The 19,111-nt window shown below is 40.5% G+C and carries 21 protein-coding genes; 19 read left to right on the top strand and 2 right to left on the bottom strand.

Features of this window, described 5'->3' with window-relative positions:
• Positions 1-124 precede the first annotated feature (124 nt).
• The 9 genes from CHI10_RS12450 (at position 125) to CHI10_RS12410 (ending at position 9,094) form a co-directional block, all read left to right on the top strand.
• Positions 125-898, top strand: coding sequence for a class I SAM-dependent methyltransferase (locus tag CHI10_RS12450; RefSeq protein ID WP_095244595.1), 774 nt, complete (start codon positions 125-127; stop codon positions 896-898).
• Between the two features lie 318 nt (positions 899-1,216).
• Entirely contained in the window at positions 1,217-2,398 is a 1,182-nt protein-coding gene (locus tag CHI10_RS12445) for an LL-diaminopimelate aminotransferase (protein ID WP_095244594.1), read from the top strand.
• Between the two features lie 21 nt (positions 2,399-2,419).
• Positions 2,420-3,007, top strand: a complete 588-nt coding sequence (locus tag CHI10_RS12440) for a YpjP family protein (protein ID WP_095244593.1) — start codon at positions 2,420-2,422, stop codon at positions 3,005-3,007.
• Positions 3,008-3,116: 109 nt separating this feature from the next.
• Positions 3,117-3,698 (top strand): TerD family protein, encoded by a 582-nt coding sequence (locus CHI10_RS12435; RefSeq protein WP_095244592.1) that lies wholly within the window; start codon positions 3,117-3,119, stop codon positions 3,696-3,698.
• Positions 3,699-3,784: 86 nt separating this feature from the next.
• The gene (locus CHI10_RS12430) at positions 3,785-4,564 is read left to right on the top strand and encodes a TerC family protein (RefSeq protein ID WP_095244591.1); all 780 of its coding nucleotides are present in this window, start codon (positions 3,785-3,787) and stop codon (positions 4,562-4,564) included.
• A 119-nt stretch (positions 4,565-4,683) separates the two neighbouring features.
• Positions 4,684-5,895: an HpcH/HpaI aldolase/citrate lyase family protein gene (locus CHI10_RS12425; protein WP_095244590.1), complete on the top strand. Its 1,212-nt coding sequence runs from the start codon at positions 4,684-4,686 to the stop codon at positions 5,893-5,895.
• Positions 5,825-7,198, top strand: a complete 1,374-nt coding sequence (locus CHI10_RS12420) for a phosphoribosyltransferase family protein (protein WP_286137337.1) — start codon at positions 5,825-5,827, stop codon at positions 7,196-7,198. Before CHI10_RS12425 ends, CHI10_RS12420 begins: the two co-directional genes overlap by 71 nt.
• Positions 7,191-8,300, top strand: coding sequence for a cysteine protease StiP family protein (locus CHI10_RS12415; protein ID WP_095244588.1), 1,110 nt, complete (start codon positions 7,191-7,193; stop codon positions 8,298-8,300). Before CHI10_RS12420 ends, CHI10_RS12415 begins: the two co-directional genes overlap by 8 nt.
• Positions 8,297-9,094 carry an HAD family hydrolase gene (locus CHI10_RS12410; RefSeq protein ID WP_095244587.1) on the top strand — a complete coding sequence of 266 codons (798 nt, stop codon included), beginning with the start codon at positions 8,297-8,299 and terminating at the stop codon, positions 9,092-9,094. Before CHI10_RS12415 ends, CHI10_RS12410 begins: the two co-directional genes overlap by 4 nt.
• Here the strand turns inward: CHI10_RS12410 and CHI10_RS12405 are convergent.
• Positions 9,091-9,339 (bottom strand): hypothetical protein, encoded by a 249-nt coding sequence (locus CHI10_RS12405; RefSeq protein ID WP_095244586.1) that lies wholly within the window; start codon positions 9,337-9,339, stop codon positions 9,091-9,093. The genes CHI10_RS12410 and CHI10_RS12405 overlap by 4 nt on opposite strands.
• A 290-nt stretch (positions 9,340-9,629) precedes the next feature.
• Between CHI10_RS12405 and CHI10_RS12400 the strand changes: the two genes are divergently transcribed.
• From CHI10_RS12400 to CHI10_RS12370, 7 genes are all read left to right on the top strand, one after another.
• Positions 9,630-11,273, top strand: coding sequence for a YceG family protein (locus CHI10_RS12400; RefSeq protein WP_179289024.1), 1,644 nt, complete (start codon positions 9,630-9,632; stop codon positions 11,271-11,273).
• A gap of 2 nt (positions 11,274-11,275) precedes the next feature.
• Complete coding sequence (locus CHI10_RS12395) at positions 11,276-12,382, top strand: toxic anion resistance protein (protein WP_095244585.1); 1,107 nt, start codon at positions 11,276-11,278, stop codon at positions 12,380-12,382.
• A 51-nt stretch (positions 12,383-12,433) separates the two neighbouring features.
• Positions 12,434-13,045, top strand: coding sequence for a TerD family protein (locus tag CHI10_RS12390; protein ID WP_095244584.1), 612 nt, complete (start codon positions 12,434-12,436; stop codon positions 13,043-13,045).
• A gap of 232 nt (positions 13,046-13,277) precedes the next feature.
• Positions 13,278-13,979, top strand: coding sequence for an anthrax toxin lethal factor-related metalloendopeptidase (locus CHI10_RS12385; protein ID WP_095244583.1), 702 nt, complete (start codon positions 13,278-13,280; stop codon positions 13,977-13,979).
• 91 nt (positions 13,980-14,070) lie between these two features.
• Positions 14,071-14,865, top strand: a complete 795-nt coding sequence (locus tag CHI10_RS12380; protein WP_095244582.1) for a thymidylate synthase — start codon at positions 14,071-14,073, stop codon at positions 14,863-14,865.
• Positions 14,862-15,347 carry a dihydrofolate reductase gene (locus CHI10_RS12375; RefSeq protein WP_095244581.1) on the top strand — a complete coding sequence of 162 codons (486 nt, stop codon included), beginning with the start codon at positions 14,862-14,864 and terminating at the stop codon, positions 15,345-15,347. Before CHI10_RS12380 ends, CHI10_RS12375 begins: the two co-directional genes overlap by 4 nt.
• Positions 15,348-15,463: 116 nt before the next feature.
• Positions 15,464-16,195 (top strand): lysophospholipid acyltransferase family protein, encoded by a 732-nt coding sequence (locus tag CHI10_RS12370; RefSeq protein WP_095244580.1) that lies wholly within the window; start codon positions 15,464-15,466, stop codon positions 16,193-16,195.
• Positions 16,196-16,237: 42 nt separating this feature from the next.
• On the opposite strand, the gene CHI10_RS12365 is transcribed toward CHI10_RS12370, so the two are convergent.
• Positions 16,238-16,474 (bottom strand): hypothetical protein, encoded by a 237-nt coding sequence (locus tag CHI10_RS12365; protein WP_048009397.1) that lies wholly within the window; start codon positions 16,472-16,474, stop codon positions 16,238-16,240.
• Positions 16,475-16,647: 173 nt separating this feature from the next.
• Between CHI10_RS12365 and ilvA the strand changes: the two genes are divergently transcribed.
• The 3 genes from ilvA (at position 16,648) to tatC (ending at position 19,085) form a co-directional block, all read left to right on the top strand.
• Positions 16,648-17,916, top strand: a complete 1,269-nt coding sequence (gene ilvA, locus CHI10_RS12360) for a threonine ammonia-lyase IlvA (RefSeq protein WP_095244579.1) — start codon at positions 16,648-16,650, stop codon at positions 17,914-17,916.
• A gap of 144 nt (positions 17,917-18,060) precedes the next feature.
• The gene (locus CHI10_RS12355) at positions 18,061-18,258 is read left to right on the top strand and encodes a twin-arginine translocase TatA/TatE family subunit (protein WP_035331398.1); all 198 of its coding nucleotides are present in this window, start codon (positions 18,061-18,063) and stop codon (positions 18,256-18,258) included.
• Positions 18,259-18,350: 92 nt separating this feature from the next.
• Positions 18,351-19,085, top strand: coding sequence for a twin-arginine translocase subunit TatC (gene tatC / locus CHI10_RS12350; RefSeq protein WP_095244578.1), 735 nt, complete (start codon positions 18,351-18,353; stop codon positions 19,083-19,085).
• Positions 19,086-19,111: the final 26 nt, after the last annotated feature.

Raw genomic sequence — 19,111 nt, 5'->3', positions numbered from 1 at the left:
AAATCAACGAGCTGAATTCATAAACAAAAAACAATAATCTTTGAAAAGAATTAGATTAAACAAAACGGGGTGTCTGCTGGCACCCTTTTTTTATAGCAATCATAGGAAAATCAGGTGAACATAAATGATTATTACAACTTCGGGACGCACCAATGAAGTGATGAAAGAAAAAGCAAGAAACATAGCAGAACAATTAGGAGCAGAATACATCGACAGGAATAAAAGGTCTGTTAAAGCAATTCAACAACAAGTTCCTGAAGACTGTATAGTAGTTGGAAAAGAGCGGCTGGAACTTTATCCGATTGGCGAAAACCAGCCGTTCTTCTTTCACCCCAGTTCAGCAATGTTCAGAGTGAAGCGCCTCCTAAAAGGAGGAAGTGATCCTTTTCTTGAGGCTGCAAGTCTTAAAGAAGGCAGCAGTATTCTTGATTGTACCCTGGGACTGGCCTCTGACAGCATCACAGCCAGTTATGCTGTGGGGAGTAAAGGTAAAGTCACGGGGCTTGAAGGAAATAAATACCTTTCCTTTCTGGTGGCGAATGGTCTTAAGCAATGGGACTCCGGGCTTGAGATTATGAATCAGGCTATGGGAAGAATAAATGTGGAAGCCTCAATGGCCCTTCCTTATTTAAAAAAACTGCCCTCTGACAGTTATGATATTGTCTATTTTGATCCTATGTTTGAAGAAGAAATCTTTGAATCAGAAGGGATTAAAGCTTTAAGGAACTTTGCTGTCTATGAGGATCTGTCAGAAGAAGTTATATTTCATGCAAAACGGGCAGCGAGGCAGAGGGTGATCCTGAAAGACCACTTTAGAAGTTCCAGGTTTGCTCAATATGGCTTCAAAGTAATTGAAAGAAAGTCATCGAAATTTCATTTTGGCATTATTGAAAAATAAGAGAAGGTGCCAGTTAATTCAGGCACCTTCCTATTTAATCCGCAATGGCCAGATAAACAAAGTAAGCCATCAGTAAAAGACTTGCAATGACAAAGAATACAGACCAATCCATGATTATTTCCCCCTTATTCATTCTTCAGGACTTGAAGAACATGATTTGTTTTATTATTCCCCGCTTTGCTGCTTATTAATCCGCCAATTAACTCATTACTATATTTCTATTGTTCTTTTTGCCGATGTATGAAATCAATTTAAATTTGGTTCAAAAAGAAGTATAATAGAAAAATAGAAACGAGATACATAGCGAGGAAGGATACGATGGAATTTCCTATTTCAAAAAGAATGGCTTCTTTTAAAGAGAGCGTGTTTACGGAATTGGCCCAAATTAAGAATTCGAAAATTTCAGACGGGCTTTCGGTGATTGATTTGAGCATTGGCAGTCCTGATATGCCCCCTCCCGCTTTTGTTATGGAGGAATTGGCAAAAGGAGCCTGTGATCCGGAACTATACGGGTACTCATTAACAGGTACAAATGAATTTCATACCGCAGTCAGCTGCTTTTATAAACGAAATTTCGCAGTGGATCTCGATCCTTCTTCAGAGGTGCTGCTTTTAATGGGATCCCAGGATGGGCTGGTACATTTGCCGATGATTCTATGTGATCCGGGAGATTATATCCTTGTTCCTGACCCCGGTTACACTGCCTATGCTGCAGGTGCTGCAATGGCTGGTGCAGAAATGTACGGGATGCCTTTAAAAAAGGAGAACAGATTCCTTCCTGATTTTAATGAAATTCCTGATGAAATCCTTGTAAACACAAAATTAATGATTTTAAACTTCCCAGGCAATCCCGTACCGGCGATGGCAACAGAGGAACTTTTTCTTCAAGCAATCCGGCTTGCAAAGAAATACGGTTTTGCTGTATTGCATGATTTTGCTTATTCGGAACTTTATTATGAAAAGAAACCTCTAAGTTTTTTGTCTGTTAAAGGGGCTGCTGATGTAGGGATTGAAATGAATTCACTATCAAAAAGCTTTAATATGGCTGGCTGCAGGGTGGCATATGCCGCAGGTAATCAGCAGCTTATTGCGCAGCTGGCCAACTTCAAATCCAATTTGGATTATGGAGTATTCCTGCCCGTACAGGCAGCTGCGGTGAAAGCATTGAATGATCAGTCTGGTTTTTTGCAGGACTTGAGAGAGACTTATAGAAATAGAAGAGATGTATTTATAAAAGATCTTGAAACGATCGGGTGGAATATCAGCAGGCCTGAGGGGTCAATGTTCTTGTGGTCCGAGGTCCCATCCGGGTACAGCAGCTCCAAGGATTTTGCGATTGACTTAATTAACCGGGCCGGTGTAGTCGTAACTCCTGGAAGTGCATTTGGTACATGGGGTGAGGGATACGTTCGGATTGCTCTTGTACAGCCCGAAGATGTGTTAAGGCAAGCTGCCCTTAAAATTGAAGGCAGCGGCATATTTAAAAAAATCCTTGCTTAGGAGAAAGGAAGGGAGAATAACATGCCGAATTGGCTGAGGAAATCCTTTGTTGTGCTTGTTACCATTTTAACGTTTGGCCTCGTCACACCTTCTCAGGCATTTCTTTATGAAAATACAAGTCAGTTAAAGGCCTCAAGAGCTTCTGATGTTGAAAACTCAGATAATAGCGCAGAACTTGCTGAAGAGGAAGATAGCAGGTTTGATAAAGATGACTTTGTCAGGCAAATGCTAACAGAAGCTGAGGCACAATCGTATGAGAAATTTGGCGCAAAGATAGGTCCTGTTATTGAAGATGAGTTTAATGAGATTATCCTTCCGGAAATTGAGAAAGCCATCCAGGAGGTGGCCGTGCAATTTCCCGAGGAAAGCCTTGCACAGTTAAAAGTTACAGAAACCCCGGGGGGCGGATTATCGGAAAAAATCTTCCATATCACCAATAGCATGACCGATGAAGATGTGATTCGTTTTCATGTGCGAAGGGACCACCCTCCACAGCAGGGGTACTGGTTTAATTTTCACTACCACACACACCATGATCATTTTCAGACCCACCATGAATTAGGGTCAATTTACTGGAACAAAAACACTCCTCCCAAATGGATGAGTTAAAATATTGAATTAAACTCTCGAATATGAAAAAATAATGTATGGATTATGAAACTTTTCATGATTTATACCGTAAATACATTTATTCTACATAATGGAGGTTTGAGTTGAAATGGCAGTAAGCTTATCAAAAGGACAAAAAGTGGACTTAACAAAAACTAATCCAGGAATGAGTAAGGTAGTAGTTGGACTTGGATGGGATACGAACAAATATGATGGTGGAAACGACTTTGATTTGGATTCTTCCGTATTCCTGCTTGGAGATACTGGAAAAGTAACTTCTGAAAGCGACTTTGTTTTCTATAACAATACTTCAGGTGCTAATGGTTCTGTTGTACATACTGGAGATAACCGTACAGGTGAAGGGGATGGCGATGATGAGCAGGTGAAGATTAACCTGGCTAATGTGCCGGCTAACATCCAGCGCATTACATTCACAATCACCATCCATGACGGGGAAGCCCGCAACCAGAACTTTGGACAGGTATCAAATGCCTATGCAAGAATTCTGAATGAGGATACAGGTGAAGAATTGATCCGCTATGACCTGGGTGAAGACTTCTCAATTGAAACTGCACTTGTAGTTGGAGAATTGTACAGACATAACGGAGAATGGAAATTCAGTGCAATCGGAAGCGGATATCAGGGCGGACTGGCTGCACTGGCAAAAGATTTTGGTTTACAGGTAGGATAAATAAGAGGTATATTTGCTTAATAAGGCTCGGCAATGCCGGGTCTTTTATATGAAAAAGCAGTCATCACCGGGAGGAATAATTTAGAATGGAAATATTAGAATCTATTTTGCATACATATTCCCAGTTCTTTAACTGGGAAATGTGGGTTGAAGCTTTATCAAAGCCGGAAAGCTGGGCATTGATAGGTACACTTGTAATTCTGGAAGGCCTATTGTCTGCTGATAATGCGCTTGTTCTGGCTGTAATGGTAAAGCATCTTCCGGAAAAGCAGCGGAAGAAAGCTCTTTTTTACGGTCTTTTAGGTGCTTACTTCTTCAGATTTATTGCAATCGGCATCGGTGTATTTTTAATTGAATTCTGGTATATCAAGGTCTTAGGTGCTGCCTACCTGGCCTGGCTTGCCATTAAGTACTTTATTGATAAGAGGCAAGCAGAAGAGGAAGGTGATGAACACGCAATAGAAGGCATCAATCAAAGAGGATTATTAATCCGCCTTTTCGGTACTTTCTGGGGAACAGTCATTGCAGTTGAATTAATGGATATTGCATTCTCCATCGATAGTATACTTGCTGCGCTGGGAGTCAGCCAGGAAATCTGGGTGCTGTTAATAGGCGGTATGCTTGGTATTATCATGATGCGTGGTGTAGCTGGCGTATTTTTGAAGCTGATCGACAGGGTACCTGAGCTTGAAACCAGCTCTTATATTCTGATCCTTCTTATTGCTGCAAAGATGATTGCGAGTGCGGCTGGAATTCACATTGACCATATTTACTTCTTTATCGTATTAGTTATCGTGTTTGCTATTACTTTTATTGTACATGCAAGAAATGCAAAAAAAGAAGCAGCAGATCAGGGATCAAACTAAATATGTAATTGCATAGACATAGAAAGGGAACAGACACTTGTCCGCTCCCTTTTGTTTTTATCTTTTTTGGATGAAAAAGGAATAAAATGGTATTTTAGTGAAGAAATGGAGCTGCGAAAATGAGACTATTTTCCGATCTTCCGGGTGAAAAAATAAATAAGATGTTTTATAAAAAGCCTGGCTATTTTAATAAAAGGTCTGACAGGGAGCTATTATCATATGCTCTTGGGGCAACTTTATATATGCCGGCGACAAGGCCTAATATTCACCAGGATTTGCTGTCAAAAAAGCATGCAGGCCTTTCATCTATGGTCATTTGCCTTGAAGATGCAATTGGCGATGATGAAGTCGAAATGGCAGAAAATCTGCTTTGTTTGGAATTGGAAAATTTGAGCTCGGACCTTGTGAAGGGTCTATGTGAAGAAGAAGATCTACCTTTGATCTTCGTGCGAATCAGAAGCTACGATCAGCTTATGAGACTCAAGAGCAGAATACCGAATGGACTGCATCTTCTGACTGGTTTTGTCCTGCCTAAGTTTTCACCCGCTGAAGGATGCCGAATTTTAACAGAAATTAAAGAGCTTAATTCTCATGGCTATTGTTTATATGCCATGCCAATTCTGGAAACGAAAGAAATTATTCAAAAAGAAACAAGGCTTGAAGAGTTAATCGGTATTAAGAAAGTGCTGGACAAATTTTTTGAGCTGATTTTAAATGTGAGAATTGGAGCCACGGATTTTAGCGGACTCTACGGAATACGAAGAAATTCTGATACGACAGTTTACGATATTGCTGTAATTAGAGATTGCATATCAGATATTATTAATATTTTCTTGCGTGCGGATCAGCCTTATGTCATTTCAGGTCCGGTCTGGGAATATTTTTCCTCAAAAGAGCGTCTTCTAAAACCTCAAATCAGGCAAACACCATTCATGGAACGTCTTGGACAGGATGGACTGAAAATGAGATCGGACTTAATTGATCGGCATATAGATGGTTTAATAAGAGAAATCGCAATGGATATTTCAAATGGCTTAACAGGGAAAACTATTATTCATCCAACCCATATCAGGCCTGTACAGGCATTGAATACGGTAACACTTGAAGAGTACCTGGATGCACAAAGCATCGCCGGTCAGGCCGGAGGAAAAATAGGGGTTATGAAAAGCGATTATCAAAACAAAATGAATGAAATAAAACCTCATTTATATTGGGCTAAAAAAATATTATTAAAATCAGAAGTATACGGGGTGCTGCAGGATGAGATCACATACATTGACCTACTCAAAAACGAAACATTCAATTCAGATACTCAACTCATTAACCGTTGATATTCATATAACCGAGAACCCGTATGAGCTGCTCCCTGAAGATTTGTTTGTCATGGCAGCAAGAATAAATAAGAAAAGATCTTTCTTATTTGTCAGCAAAGTACTCGGGAAACATATACCGATAGACCCGAAGATCGGACTTCTGACAGGAGAATTGCTCGCCAGCCGTTATATGGAGAAGGTGAAGAAGGCGGATACCGGAAAAGCCGCAGACCTTTTGGCCGCTTTTAAAAACAGTCCAGGCTCCATGAACAGCAGTCCTTTTATTGATGAAAACCATAACCCGGTTATTATTGGATTTGCCGAAACGGCGACTGCACTGGGACATGCTTTCTTTCAATCATTTAAACGTGCAGATTACTTTCATACTACAAGAGAGCAGCTGGCTGATCAGAATTCAGTCATAACATTTGAAGAAGAACATTCTCATGCTACTTCACACAGATGCTATACCGATTCAGCTCTTTTGGATAATAAGAGGGAAATCATTCTTGTCGATGATGAAATGACTACTGGAAAAACAGCCATTAATATTATCCGCTCTATTCATGAAAGGTTTCCCAGAAAGATGTATACAGTGGTATCCATCCTGGATTGGCGCTCCCAAAAAGATCAGATACTCTTCGATGATCTGGAAAAAGAGCTGGGCATTATTATTAACAATGTGTCACTTCTAAAAGGGGAGATCGATGTTAAAGGAACTCCTGAAGTGCATAAAGGTCTGTCAGCGGACGAACCATCAGGAAACACTGCGCAGATTACCTATATCCATATAAATAAAGAATTTCCTGGATTATTAAGCCGGACCAATGAACCATCGGTTACTCTAAATGGTGAAATCAGACATATTCCCTATTTAAAAGATTCGGGCCGATTCGGGCTGGATGCAAAACGCCAGGCTGGATTAAGTGTGTCATTAGCTGAGATCGGCCAATCCCTATCCCGAAAACGGGATGGAAGAAATACATTATGTCTTGGAACCGGGGAGTTCATGTATATCCCTATGAAGGTTGCCTCCTTAATGGGGGAAGGCGTAAAGTTCCACTCAACAACACGGAGTCCCATCTATGTAAGAAATGATAAAGACTATGGAGCGCAATACGGCATTTCCTTTCAAAATCCTGAAGACCCTGAAATGGCACAATTTGTTTATAACATTCCAGACGGCTGTTATGAAGAAGTGTTCCTGTTTTTTGAAAGAGAACCGGAAAAAGATTCCCTTATGCCGTTTATCAATCAATTAAAAAAATATATTAAAAATGTAAAAGTAGTCTTCTTTAACGGAGGTGAAAAAAATGAATAAAACAGCAGATAAATTTGGTTCATATAGTGAAGATGATGTTGTCTTTTTATTGAAGGATTTAAGCGGATATTCACTTGAAGGATCCATTGAGCAAAGAGAAAAAAACATTCAGTCCGGTCAGCATTATAGTGAAACACTTCCTATTGAATATCAGCCGCCTGAAAAATACCTTTCCCTGTTTTGGGAAACACTTGAGGATTATAAAAGGAAAACAGCATTGTCAACAGGAGCGGTTGCTGAGCAGATCTGGAAGAAAAAAGGAAAAAATACTATTTTAGTTTCTCTTGCGAGGGCCGGAACACCTGTTGGAATTCTGATAAAGCGGTATCTTTCTGAAGTATATGGTGTGAGTTTGCCGCATTACAGCATTTCCATTGTCAGGGACCGCGGGATTGACGAAAATGCGATAAAGCATATTTTAAAAGCACATCCCGGCTGTGAAATTCAATTTGTGGACGGATGGACAGGAAAAGGGGCTATTTCCATTGAATTAACCAAGGCCTGCAGAAAATTCCAAGAAACGTATGGTGTTATACTCGATGATACCCTGGCAGTTCTTGCTGATCCCGGTTATTGCACAACTTTATATGGAACGAGGGAAGACTTTTTGATTCCAAGTGCCTGTCTCAATTCAACTGTTTCAGGATTGGTGAGCAGAACTGTATTAAATAAATCCCTAATTGGGCCCGAAGACTTCCATGGGGCCAAATATTATAGTGAGCTGGAAGAAGCAGATGTTTCAAACCAATATCTCTCGGCAGTAGCAGAAGAGTTCCGTGCTATTAAGCAGGAAGCTTTCGAACTTGCGAAGAGGATTATGGAAAACCCGGGGGAAGCAGGCTTTAAAGGCATGGAAGAGATTCAGAGAATACAAGAGGAATTCAATATTGAATCTATTAACTTTGTAAAGCCGGGAGTCGGTGAAACTACCAGAGTTCTTCTGAGAAGGCTTCCATGGAAAATCCTGATGAAAGATCCGGAAAGTCCATATGTTGGCCATATTTTGATGCTTGCCCGTGAGCGGAACGTCGAGATTATTCATTATCCAGATATGAGTTATACCTGCTGCGGATTAATTAAAAAGACGGGAGAAAAATCATGAGGATGTTTGCGTCAGATTTGGACAGGACACTGATTTACTCAAATAAAGCACTTGCAGATTTTGGGCAGTCAGCAGAAAGTTTAATAGATGTCGAGCGTAAAGATGGCAGGGAAATTGCTTTTATGTCAAACCAAGCTCTCAGATTGCTGAAAGAGATATCCGCTCAAATGCTCTTTGTGCCTGTCACTACGAGAACATATGAACAATTTAAGCGTATTTTCATTTTTGAGGATGCTTTTAACATTCCATATACTGTTACATCGAATGGCGCCAATATCCATTATCATGGGAAACCTCTTGAAGAGTGGTCTAGCATAGTCCAAAAACGGCTAAAGACAGAGTGTGCATTGCTTGAGGAAGTGATGGGCAGATCACAGAGTCTGGAATTGAATGGGAAAATAAAAATGGCTGAAAATCTTTTCTTTTATTATATTCTTGAAGAAAAATTAACAGCTGAAGCCAAAAAAGCAATAGCTGGTCTGGCTGAATCCTTTGGGTGGAGAATTTCCCATCAGGGAAGAAAGCTGTATTTTATGCCAAATCCCATTTGTAAGGGAGAGGCAGTGAAATTCATTCAGGAACGGGAAGATATTAAGATGGTATTCGGGGCAGGAGATTCCATGCTTGACCATGACTTTTTAAAGTTTTGCGACTTTGCATACGTACCAAACCATGGAGAACTGGCAGCTGAAAAGTCCATCCCATATCCATACTTAATTTCTAATAATATAGGGACAGCAGCAGCGGAAGAAATTCTAAATGATATTTTAAACAGTATTAAAGAAAGAGTTTAGTCCGGCTGGTCCCTCAGCCATTTTTTTAAAACGATAAATAAACAGATGCAAAAAGTATAGCATCCCGTAAAGATAAAGCTGCTGATGGGAATAGACTGATAATTGGCAAAAGAGAAGACAGCAAGGATCAATGACAAGAAAAGGACGTCTATATAAACAAAGGAACTGGAGCATAACGTATTCCTGATAATATCCAGATCATGTTCGATTCCCCGATATCTCACTCTTCGAAAAAGCAGCCTCATGCTGACTCACCTTCCTCTTACAGAGTACTCCACTTTATGCGGGGACAGGAATAAAGGTGAAAAAGTCCATCTGAGGTCATTCAGCAATGAAAAATAATGATGAAATGAAACTTTCTTACTGTTAATTCGTAAAGAAAGTAAACCATTTTAGAAAAAGGCTGTATTCCTATGATATGATGGTAATAAGTTTACATATCTTTTGTCCCGTGCCATTATCCGGGAATTGAAACGCAATTTTTGAAAGAAATGATAAGAATGCATCTTTCGCTCATAGAGGGAAGGGATAACTATTGAACTTGTCGTACAGTCAAATTAAAACTCACATCTTAAAAGTTACATATGAGAACTGGAGCGCTCAGTTAACAAAGCCTATTAATGAACGTGAAAGTTACAGAGTGGAACAGAAGACGCTGCATGTTGGCCAAATTGTTGCCAGATTCCTTGGCGTTCCCCTTGATGAAGATGAATATTATAATCGTCTTTTTGATTTAATTCACACACAGAAATCAGGGCTTCTCCTCCTCAGTGAAGAACATCTGGATAAAACCATTAATAACCAGCAGTTTCAGGCGATACAAAAAGTCCTTAATATTAACCGGGAACAGAATTTATCCATAAACCGATTTGCTGCTTTTCTAGATGGAGAACAGTTGCTGATCAAATCTTCCTCACCGTCCCTGCACAGGAAAATAAGAGAAGCGATGATCAGTATGCTGAATCTGTTTTCTGAAAAGGAATCAGGCGGGTTGAAAAACCAGGATATAAGAAGAGTGCTTGTAGATGTGATTAAGTGGTCCGCTAATCATTTAGGTGCAGATCTTAAAGATATTGACCCGAAAGCGGGTATGCCAAAAATCCTATGGTACGGAAATGGGAAAAAGAGTCATTATTACTTTTTGTACTATTTAATCCAAATGGGATGCGATGTACTTTATTTTTCTCCTTCAGGAGAAGACCTTCTTTCAGAAATGGATCAGGAAGTTCAGGATTCTTTTGTACATCATTATCCTGAAAAGAAAAAGCCAGAACCTTTCCCGCAGGAAAAAAGACGAAGGAGTGCTACAGTCGCCTATAGGGCTTCCAGGGAAATAGAAACCATTCTTAACCATGAGGGTTCAGGACTTTATAAACCGTGGCAGCTTAGGGAGTATACTCCTTCTTCTGTGACCTTGAAAACCACTTATGATGAACTTTTTATTTTAATTAAAGAGAAAGCCATGATCCGTCCAAACTTTGAGGTGAAGGATGGAAGGGTTATGATACCGTCCATTTTTTCAAAGATTCAGGGAGTAAGCAGGAATCGCAAGGAATACTGGGATCGAATACAAACGATCAGCCAATATGAAGAAAGTCTGCTGATAAAAAGATTCCCTTTCACCAACAGCGTCAACAATGATTTTCGTTTCCATTATCGCAATGCACTGGACGGGAAAGGGAAGCTTGACCCTGAAAAAATCATTTCAGGGCACTATTGGAGGTATCAGCAGCTTCCTGGCGGTCTTCAAAATGGAATTGCAAAGGCCATTAGAAATATGTGTGATCGCCCGCGATTAAAGCCGCTGCCTGGTGAATCGGAAGAAGAATTGAAGATTTATCTGTTCAGCCAAAGCCTGCAAATTCCGCCGAGCATTCTGAAATTAATGCAGCAATTTGATTACTCTCAGGAAGTCCCTAAGATTATCCTCTATAATAACGAGCTGAACGGGACGATGGTCAGATCGGATGCAGCACTCCTTTTGCTGCTTAATCAGTTTGGGATAGATATTGTACTGTATAATCCGCCGGGCCATAACGACATTGAGAACTTCATTGAGGAAGATTTATATGATGTTCACTGGCTCGAGGATGTAGTGTTTGAACAGGAATTTAAGGAGCCATCCTTTCTAAAAAAGGTTCTCTTTCAAGGATTATTAAAAAATTTAAAGGGTGATTGAAAATGAATCCGACTAAATCAACAGAACTAAATTTAACAGCCCAGCTGCAGGATGATAAATTAACCGAAAATAACGTTTCAGAAATTAAGCTTGCTCTAAGGCAGGAGCCTGAGGTGCAAAATCTGGCCAGGTCCATTGATGAGAAGGATCAAATTCAAATACTTGAATTCGGCAAAGAGCCTGCTGTTCAGATTTCCCGCTTCTCTGACCAGATATTGAGCAATATGAGAACAACGAAGGTTGAAGATTCAGGTGAACTTTTAAAGCAGCTCGGCAGGATCATGGACAAATTTGACAAGAAGGATTTCGAGCAGGGACCTAAAGGCATCTTTGGCAAGCTTTTCAAGCGCGGAGAAAAAATGATTGAGAAGCTTTTCGGAAAATACCAGACAATGGGTGCGGAAATTGATAAAGTGTATGTAGAAATTTCCAAATACCAAAGTGAAATGGTCGATTCTACAACCATGCTTGAACAAATGTATGAACAGAATTATCAATACTATCTGACGCTCGAAAAATATGCTGTTGCAGGACAAATGAAAGCCGATGATTTAAAGGCCAATCAGCTTCCACAGCTGGAAGCGCGGGCGGCTCAGGGAGATCAGATGGCTTCGATGCAGCTTGATACGTTAAGAAATGCCGTTGATTTACTCGAGCAAAGAGTTTATGATCTTGAAATGGCTAAAATGGTTTCCCTTCAGACAGCACCGCAAATCCGGCTGCTTCAGAGAGGAAATACCAAGCTCATCGGAAAGATTAATTCTGCCTTTGTAACCACTATTCCAATTTTTAAAAACGGTCTGATTCAGGCAGTCGCTGCCAAAAGACAAAAGCTTGTTGCTGATTCTATGAGCGAGCTGGATAGACGGACAAACGAAATGCTCGTGCGCAATGCGCAGAATATTTCAAACCAAAGTGCTGATATTGCAAGATTGGCAGGCGGTCCAAGCATTAAGATTGAAACGATTGAGGAATCCTGGAATATCATCATGAAAGGTATGCAGGAAACAAAATCAATAGAAGAAGAAAACAAACGTCTGCGAGAAGAAGGAACCAGGAGACTGGAACAGCTCCAGGACAATTTTAAAAAAATGAAGCAGCAGGGTTAGTCAGCTGATCATTTTTAATAAAATATAATTTTTTGACGAGGTGGAATTGATATGGCAATAAATCTTCAAAAAGGCCAGCGTGTTGACTTAACTAAAGGAAATCCGGGATTATCTAAAATTATGGTAGGATTAGGCTGGGATCCAGTGCAAAAAAGCGGAGGCGGCGGTCTCCTGGGATCTTTATTCGGAGGCGGCGGCGGAGCAAATATCGACTGCGACGCTTCTGTAATCATGCTTGGTGATAATGGAAAGCTTAAAAGCAATAAAGATGTCATTTACTTCGGTAATTTAAAGAGCGGAGATGGAAGTGTTCAGCATACTGGAGATAACCTCACAGGAGCAGGCGACGGAGATGATGAGCAGGTGATGATTGATTTAAGCAGAGTGCCTGCGCACATTCATAAAATGGTATTCGTTGTAAACATTTATGACAGCGTTAAGAGAAAGCAGCATTTCGGCATGATCCAGAATGCATTCATCAGAGTAGTAAACTCCAGCAACAATCAGGAACTGATTCATTACAACCTGACTGACAACTACAGCGGAAGTACCAGCTTAATAGTTGGAGAGATTTATCGCCATGGAAACGATTGGAAGTTCGCAGCAGTAGGCACAGGAACTGCTTCTCCCGGCCTTTCAGATGTTGTGCGCTCTTATTCTTAATAAAAATAAACTTAGCAGGGGCCCGAAACCACTCGGGTCCTTTTTGAATTTTCATAAAAGTTTACCATCATTTGTTTCCTTCTAATCCACCTTTCATATGTTATAATTTTAATAGATTATCAGAACGGTTAAAGATTTTTTCTCCATTCAGGCAGTTCCGCAGCTTAAACACTTCAAAGAGCTCTGTTGCCCGTAAATTATACATCTTAGATTAGCAGAAGGGGCTTTTAACATGCGCAAAATGGTGCTTACTATTACAATTATGATTGTTTCGCTTGCGCTGCTTGGGAATTCTCAGGCTGCCATGGGCGGCATAAAACTAAAGGATTACCCGCACTCCTCTGAGCTTAAAGAGTTTCTCAGTCTGAAATCTCCACGCCAGCTTGGTGAGATCTTTATTGTTCCTCTCGAACCTTTTGATGAGAGAGAGGCTGCAGAAATGATTTCCCGGGTGGATCATCTGCCCGCCTCCCTGCTCTCCAAAATAGAGGATGAAGATATCAGGGTGAAATTATTCACGGGAAAACTGACTGATAATCCTACAGCCCAGCACCTCGCAGGAGTAATTCCCCGCGGCTATACTGGGGATACCACTTGGGATGATGTCCCTGGGATTGGCGGGTCAAAAACAGTGCTTGTGAAAATAGGCTTCAGTGAGAGGGGGAAAGGTCATGGATCCGTTAATCTGGAACTTCATGAACTTGCCCATTCTGTTGATCGTCATGTTTACAATGGCATTCGATTTAATCAGAAGTTTCTTTCTGTGTGGAAAGCTGAAAAAGCTAAATTGTTCCCGGGGCAAAATTATCTTCTTTCCTTCCCGGAAGAATATTTCGCTGAGGCATTTGCCATGTTTTTTGCAGAAGGGGAATCTAGAAAACTATTAAGAGAGAATGCGCCGAAAACCTATTCTTTTATTAAAGAATTAAAATAATTTTACGCGTTTCTATAAAATACTTCTCTGATGTGAAACGAACAGAAATTGTGTACAATAGCATTGAGTATTTAAAAAAGGTTGGGTTGAAATGAAACAATATTTGGATCTTTGCAGGCATGTTCTGGAAAATGGCACTAAAAAAGAAGACCGTACAGGCACAGGTACAATAAGCACGTTTGGTTATCAGATGCGCTTTGACCTGCAGGAGGGCTTCCCGCTTGTTACTACTAAGAAATTGCATCTAAAATCCATTATCCATGAGCTATTATGGTTTTTAAATGGTGATACAAATGTGAAATATCTTCAGGACAATGGTGTGCGGATATGGAATGAGTGGGCAGACGAGGAAGGGAATCTAGGGCCCGTTTATGGACATCAGTGGAGATCCTGGACAGGTGCTGATGGAAATACAGTTGATCAGATCACCAGCCTGATTGAGCAAATCAAAACAAATCCTGATTCCCGTCGCCTGATTGTAAATGCATGGAATGTTGGAGAAATTGAAAAGATGGCTTTGCCGCCTTGCCACTGTATGTTCCAGTTTTACGCTGCAGATGGAAAGCTATCCTGCCAGCTTTATCAGAGATCTGCGGATGTCTTTCTCGGCGTGCCGTTTAATATTGCTTCCTATGCTTTACTGACTATGATGGTTGCGCAGGTTTGCGATCTGGAGCCTGGTGAATTTGTTCATACTTTCGGTGATGTGCATATCTACCAGAATCATCTTGAACAGGTAAACCTCCAGCTGGGCCGTGATCCCCGAAAGCTTCCAATGATGAAGATTAATCCAGATGTGAAAGATATTTTCAGCTTTAAGTTTGACGATTTCCAGCTTGAAGACTATGATCCGCATCCTCATATTAAAGGAGTTGTCAGTGTATGATTTCTTTAATGTGGGCAATGGATGAGAATCGTGTGATCGGCAGGGATAATAAACTTCCCTGGCATTTGCCTGAGGATTTAAAGTTTTTTAAAAGAACTACGATGGGGCATCCCATTGCCATGGGACGCAAAACCTGGGATTCAATCGGGAGACCTCTGCCGGGGAGAGAAAATATTGTTATAACCCGGAATAAATCCTTTTCCTGTGAAGGATGCACAGTACTGCATACAGTTGAGGAGCTGCTGAAGTACAGCGGCGAGAGGGAAGATGAGATCTTTGTCATTGGCGGTGCCGAGATTTTTAAAGCCATTCTTCCTGCAGCTGATCGTCTATATCTGACTATGATTTATGACCAATTTGAAGGGGATACATATTTTCCGGAATTGGACATGTCAGAATGGGATCTTATTTCAAGGGAGAAGGGCATAAGGGATGAAAGAAATCCGTATGATTTTGAATTCCTTATTTATAAAAGAAAATAACCTAAAAAGCAGTTCGCGCCGGCGGGCTGCTTTTTAAAATTATTAAACTGTAAACATATAGTGATAGGATCCTGATTAATATATAATGTAAAACATCCCAACCCTTGGAGGTATGTATGCTTCGATTAATAATCTTTTTTCTTTATATGGGCGGATATTTGGTTTATAGCCTGCCTGCTCTATCCCGGATGAGAAACCTGAATTCAGCACTTCCCGTTGAAGAGCGCGACCGCATCATCCATAAAGTGCCCCAAAAGTGGTCCAGGACTATTATGAAAATATCAGGCTCTCAAGTGAAGGTTACGGGGACGGAATTGATCCCTGAGGGGCCTGTTGTCATTGTCTGCAACCATGAAGGGGATTTCGATATTCCAGTCCTTCTAGCATCTATTAATAAACCTTTTGGTTTCATATCAAAAATTGAAGTGAAGAAAGCACCCATCATCTCTTCATGGATGGAAGTCATGAACTGTGTCTTTATTGACCGCAGCAATCGCAGCAGTGCAATTAATTCTTTAAAGAATGCTGCAATGCTTTTAAAACAGGGGCACTCTCTGCTGATTTTTCCGGAAGGAACAAGAAGCAGGGGAGGACAGGTAGCGCCTTTTAAAGTAGGCGGATTCAGGCTTGCACAGGATGCAGGTGTACCGATTGTGCCAATATCCATTAAAGGGACAGCAGATGCCTTTGAAAAGAATGGGAGACTCATAAAGCCGGCTAAAATTGAAATCAGGGTGTGCAAGCCTGTGAATGCCAGGATTGTTAAAGATATAGATGCAAAGTTTCTTGCACAGGAAGTAAGAGGGATAATCTGCAGCAGTCTTTCGGATAGAAAAATTGCTTCATAAAAAGAAGGCCCCAGTCAGTCAGGGGCCTTTTTATGCGGTACATTATAAATTCGGATTCACCAAATAATCTGTGAGCTTTTGAATCATGCCGTGGTATTCCCTGGGATCGCAAAATTCTTCTGCGGTAAAGTTCTCTTTCACCCACTCTATTAATTCATCTGCACTGTTGAAGTACTCTCCACTTGTGTCGCTTTTCCGAATCATATACCTGCCATTATCTTCATCCACTGTTACCTCCACAGGCAAAGCGCTATCCAGACTGCATAAAGAAAACTCCATTCCTGCACCCCTTTGTAGATATAAATTAACTTTTGCTTATTATATGTCAGTTTAATCTGTTTCTATCCATAAAATAATTCGAAAAATGTAAATTTTTAAAATATCGGATTGAAATCGCGATTTGTCATGGTATAATGTACAAATTAATAACTTGTAAAGAAGAGGGTGGCAAAATGGAACAGAAATTAATGACAAAAAAATGGGTGCAGTTGGAAGATATTTTGATTGCATACCAGCAGCTAAAGGATATTGTTGCCCATACACCTTTACAGAAAAATGAACGCCTATCAGAAAAGTATGAGTGCAATGTTTATTTGAAAAGGGAAGATCTTCAGCATGTCCGCTCATTTAAATTAAGAGGCGCCTACTATAAAGTTAAATCTTTAACTGCAGAGGAGCTTGAACACGGTGTAGTCTGTGCAAGTGCAGGGAATCATGCGCAGGGAGTTGCCTATGCATGCAGACATCTTGGGGTTCAGGGGAAGATCTTCATGCCGGCGACCACGCCGAGACAGAAGGTGAGCCAGGTAGAGCTGTTTGGGAGAGATTCAGTGGAGATCATACTTGTTGGAGACACTTTTGATGATTCCTATCACGAAGCTCTTAAATGCGCCACTGAGGAGGACATGGCATTTATCCATCCGTTTGATGATGAAATGGTGATAGCGGGACAGGGAACAGTAGCGGTTGAGATGCTCAACGATTGTGAAGAGCATGTTGATTTTGTTATTGCCAGCATTGGCGGAGGCGGATTGATGGCCGGGCTCAGCACATACATAAAAAGCATCTCGCCGGAAACACAGATGATTGGGGTTGAACCTGAAGGAGCTCCCTCTATGAGCGAAGCAATCAGGGTCCAAACAGTAGCTCCGCTCGGAGAGATTGATAAGTTTGTAGATGGTGCGGCAGTAAAATGTGTCGGTGAAAAAACCTATGACATCTGCAATGAGCTTATTGATGATATTTTCATGGTTCCTGAAGGGAAAGTGTGCACGACAATCCTTGAATTATATAACGAGCATGCGATTGTGGCAGAGCCTGCCGGTGCTTTGCCGATTGCTGCATTGGATATGTGCAGGGATCAAATTAAAGGAAAGAATGTTGTATGTGTGATCAGCGGGGGCAATAATGATATTGGCCGCATGCAGGAAATTAAAGAACGTTCCCTGCTTTATGAAGGTCTGCTTTACCATTTCATTGTGAATTTCCCCCAAAGGGCAGGGGCATTAAGAGAGTTCCTTGACGAAGTGCTTGGTCCGACGGACGATATTACACGTTTTGAATATACGAAAAAGAATAATAAAGAGAATGGTCCTGCCCTTGTAGGAATTGAGCTGAAGCATAGGGAGGACTATAGCGACCTCATTGTGAGAATGAATAAAAAGGGATTCACATACAAAGAGATAAACAAAGACAGCAACCTTTTCCATCTGCTCGTATAAGCACCCGGATGAGTTGCAGATCACTATTACTTAATAAGATATGTGGCTGAAATATGAATTTTTATGATATCTGTGACATTTCCTTTAAAAAGTACTATAATCGTATTAGATTCAAAAGGGAAGTACTTTAAAGGAGATGTGAATATGCTTTCAAATATCGGTGTACCAGGATTAATTTTAATCCTTGTTTTGGCGTTAATCATATTCGGTCCAAAAAAGCTGCCGGAAATTGGCCGTGCTTTTGGTGAAACACTAAGAGAATTTAAAAAATCTACCCGAGATCTGACAAGTGACGTGATGGATGAGCTTGAACAGGATACTAAGAAAAAAACGGTTAAATAAGGTGTAAGGATATTCTTCTTGCACCTTTTTGTTTTGGTTTAAAAAATCTGGCTGGCCAAGCCGGCTTTTTATAAAATTAGCAGGAGATTTGTATGGAAGAAAATGAATTAAACTTAGTCGAACATCTGGATGAATTAAGAAAAAGACTCATCATAATGGCGTCAGCATTTATCCTGTTTTTTATAGCAGGTTTTGTGTTTGTGGAGGATATTTATAAGTGGCTGGTAAGAGACCTGGACGTTAAATTGATCGTTCTGGGTCCCAGTGATATTATCTGGGTTTACTTTATGCTTGCTACAGTTATTGCGGTTGCAGCGACAATACCTGTTCTGGCATTGCAGATTTGGCTGTTTGTCAAGCCTGCCCTGACAGAGTATGAGCGGAAGATTTCACTTTCATATGTACCGGCATTGTTTATTCTGTTTATTACAGGCCTTTGCTTTGGTTATTTTGTCATTTTCCCCACCGTATTAAGCTTTCTTGTAGAGCTGGGGGGCGAGATGTTTGAGGCCAATTTTACTGCGGATAAATATTTCCGCTTTGTCCTTAACATGACTTTGCCATTTGGAGTATTATTTGAACTTCCTGTCGTCATCATGTTCCTGACTTCGCTTGGGATCCTTAATCCGTATGTGCTTACAAAAATCAGGAAATATGCGTATTTTGTTCTTATCGTAATTTCGGTTGTTATATCACCTCCAGACTTTATGTCTGATATTCTTGTGACCATTCCCTTGCTGCTGCTTTATGAAATAAGCATCAATTTATCAAAAATAGTCTATAAAAGAAAGCTGAAAAAGCAAGAGAATACAGGAAAATCTTCATAAAAGTTTTTTTGCAAGGTTTAATGATA

The sequence above is a fragment of the Bacillus sp. 7894-2 genome (assembly GCF_002272225.1).
Classification (GTDB): domain Bacteria; phylum Bacillota; class Bacilli; order Bacillales; family Cytobacillaceae; genus Cytobacillus.
Note: the sequence above shows the minus strand (reverse complement) of the source record. Positions and strands in the feature narration are given on the sequence as shown.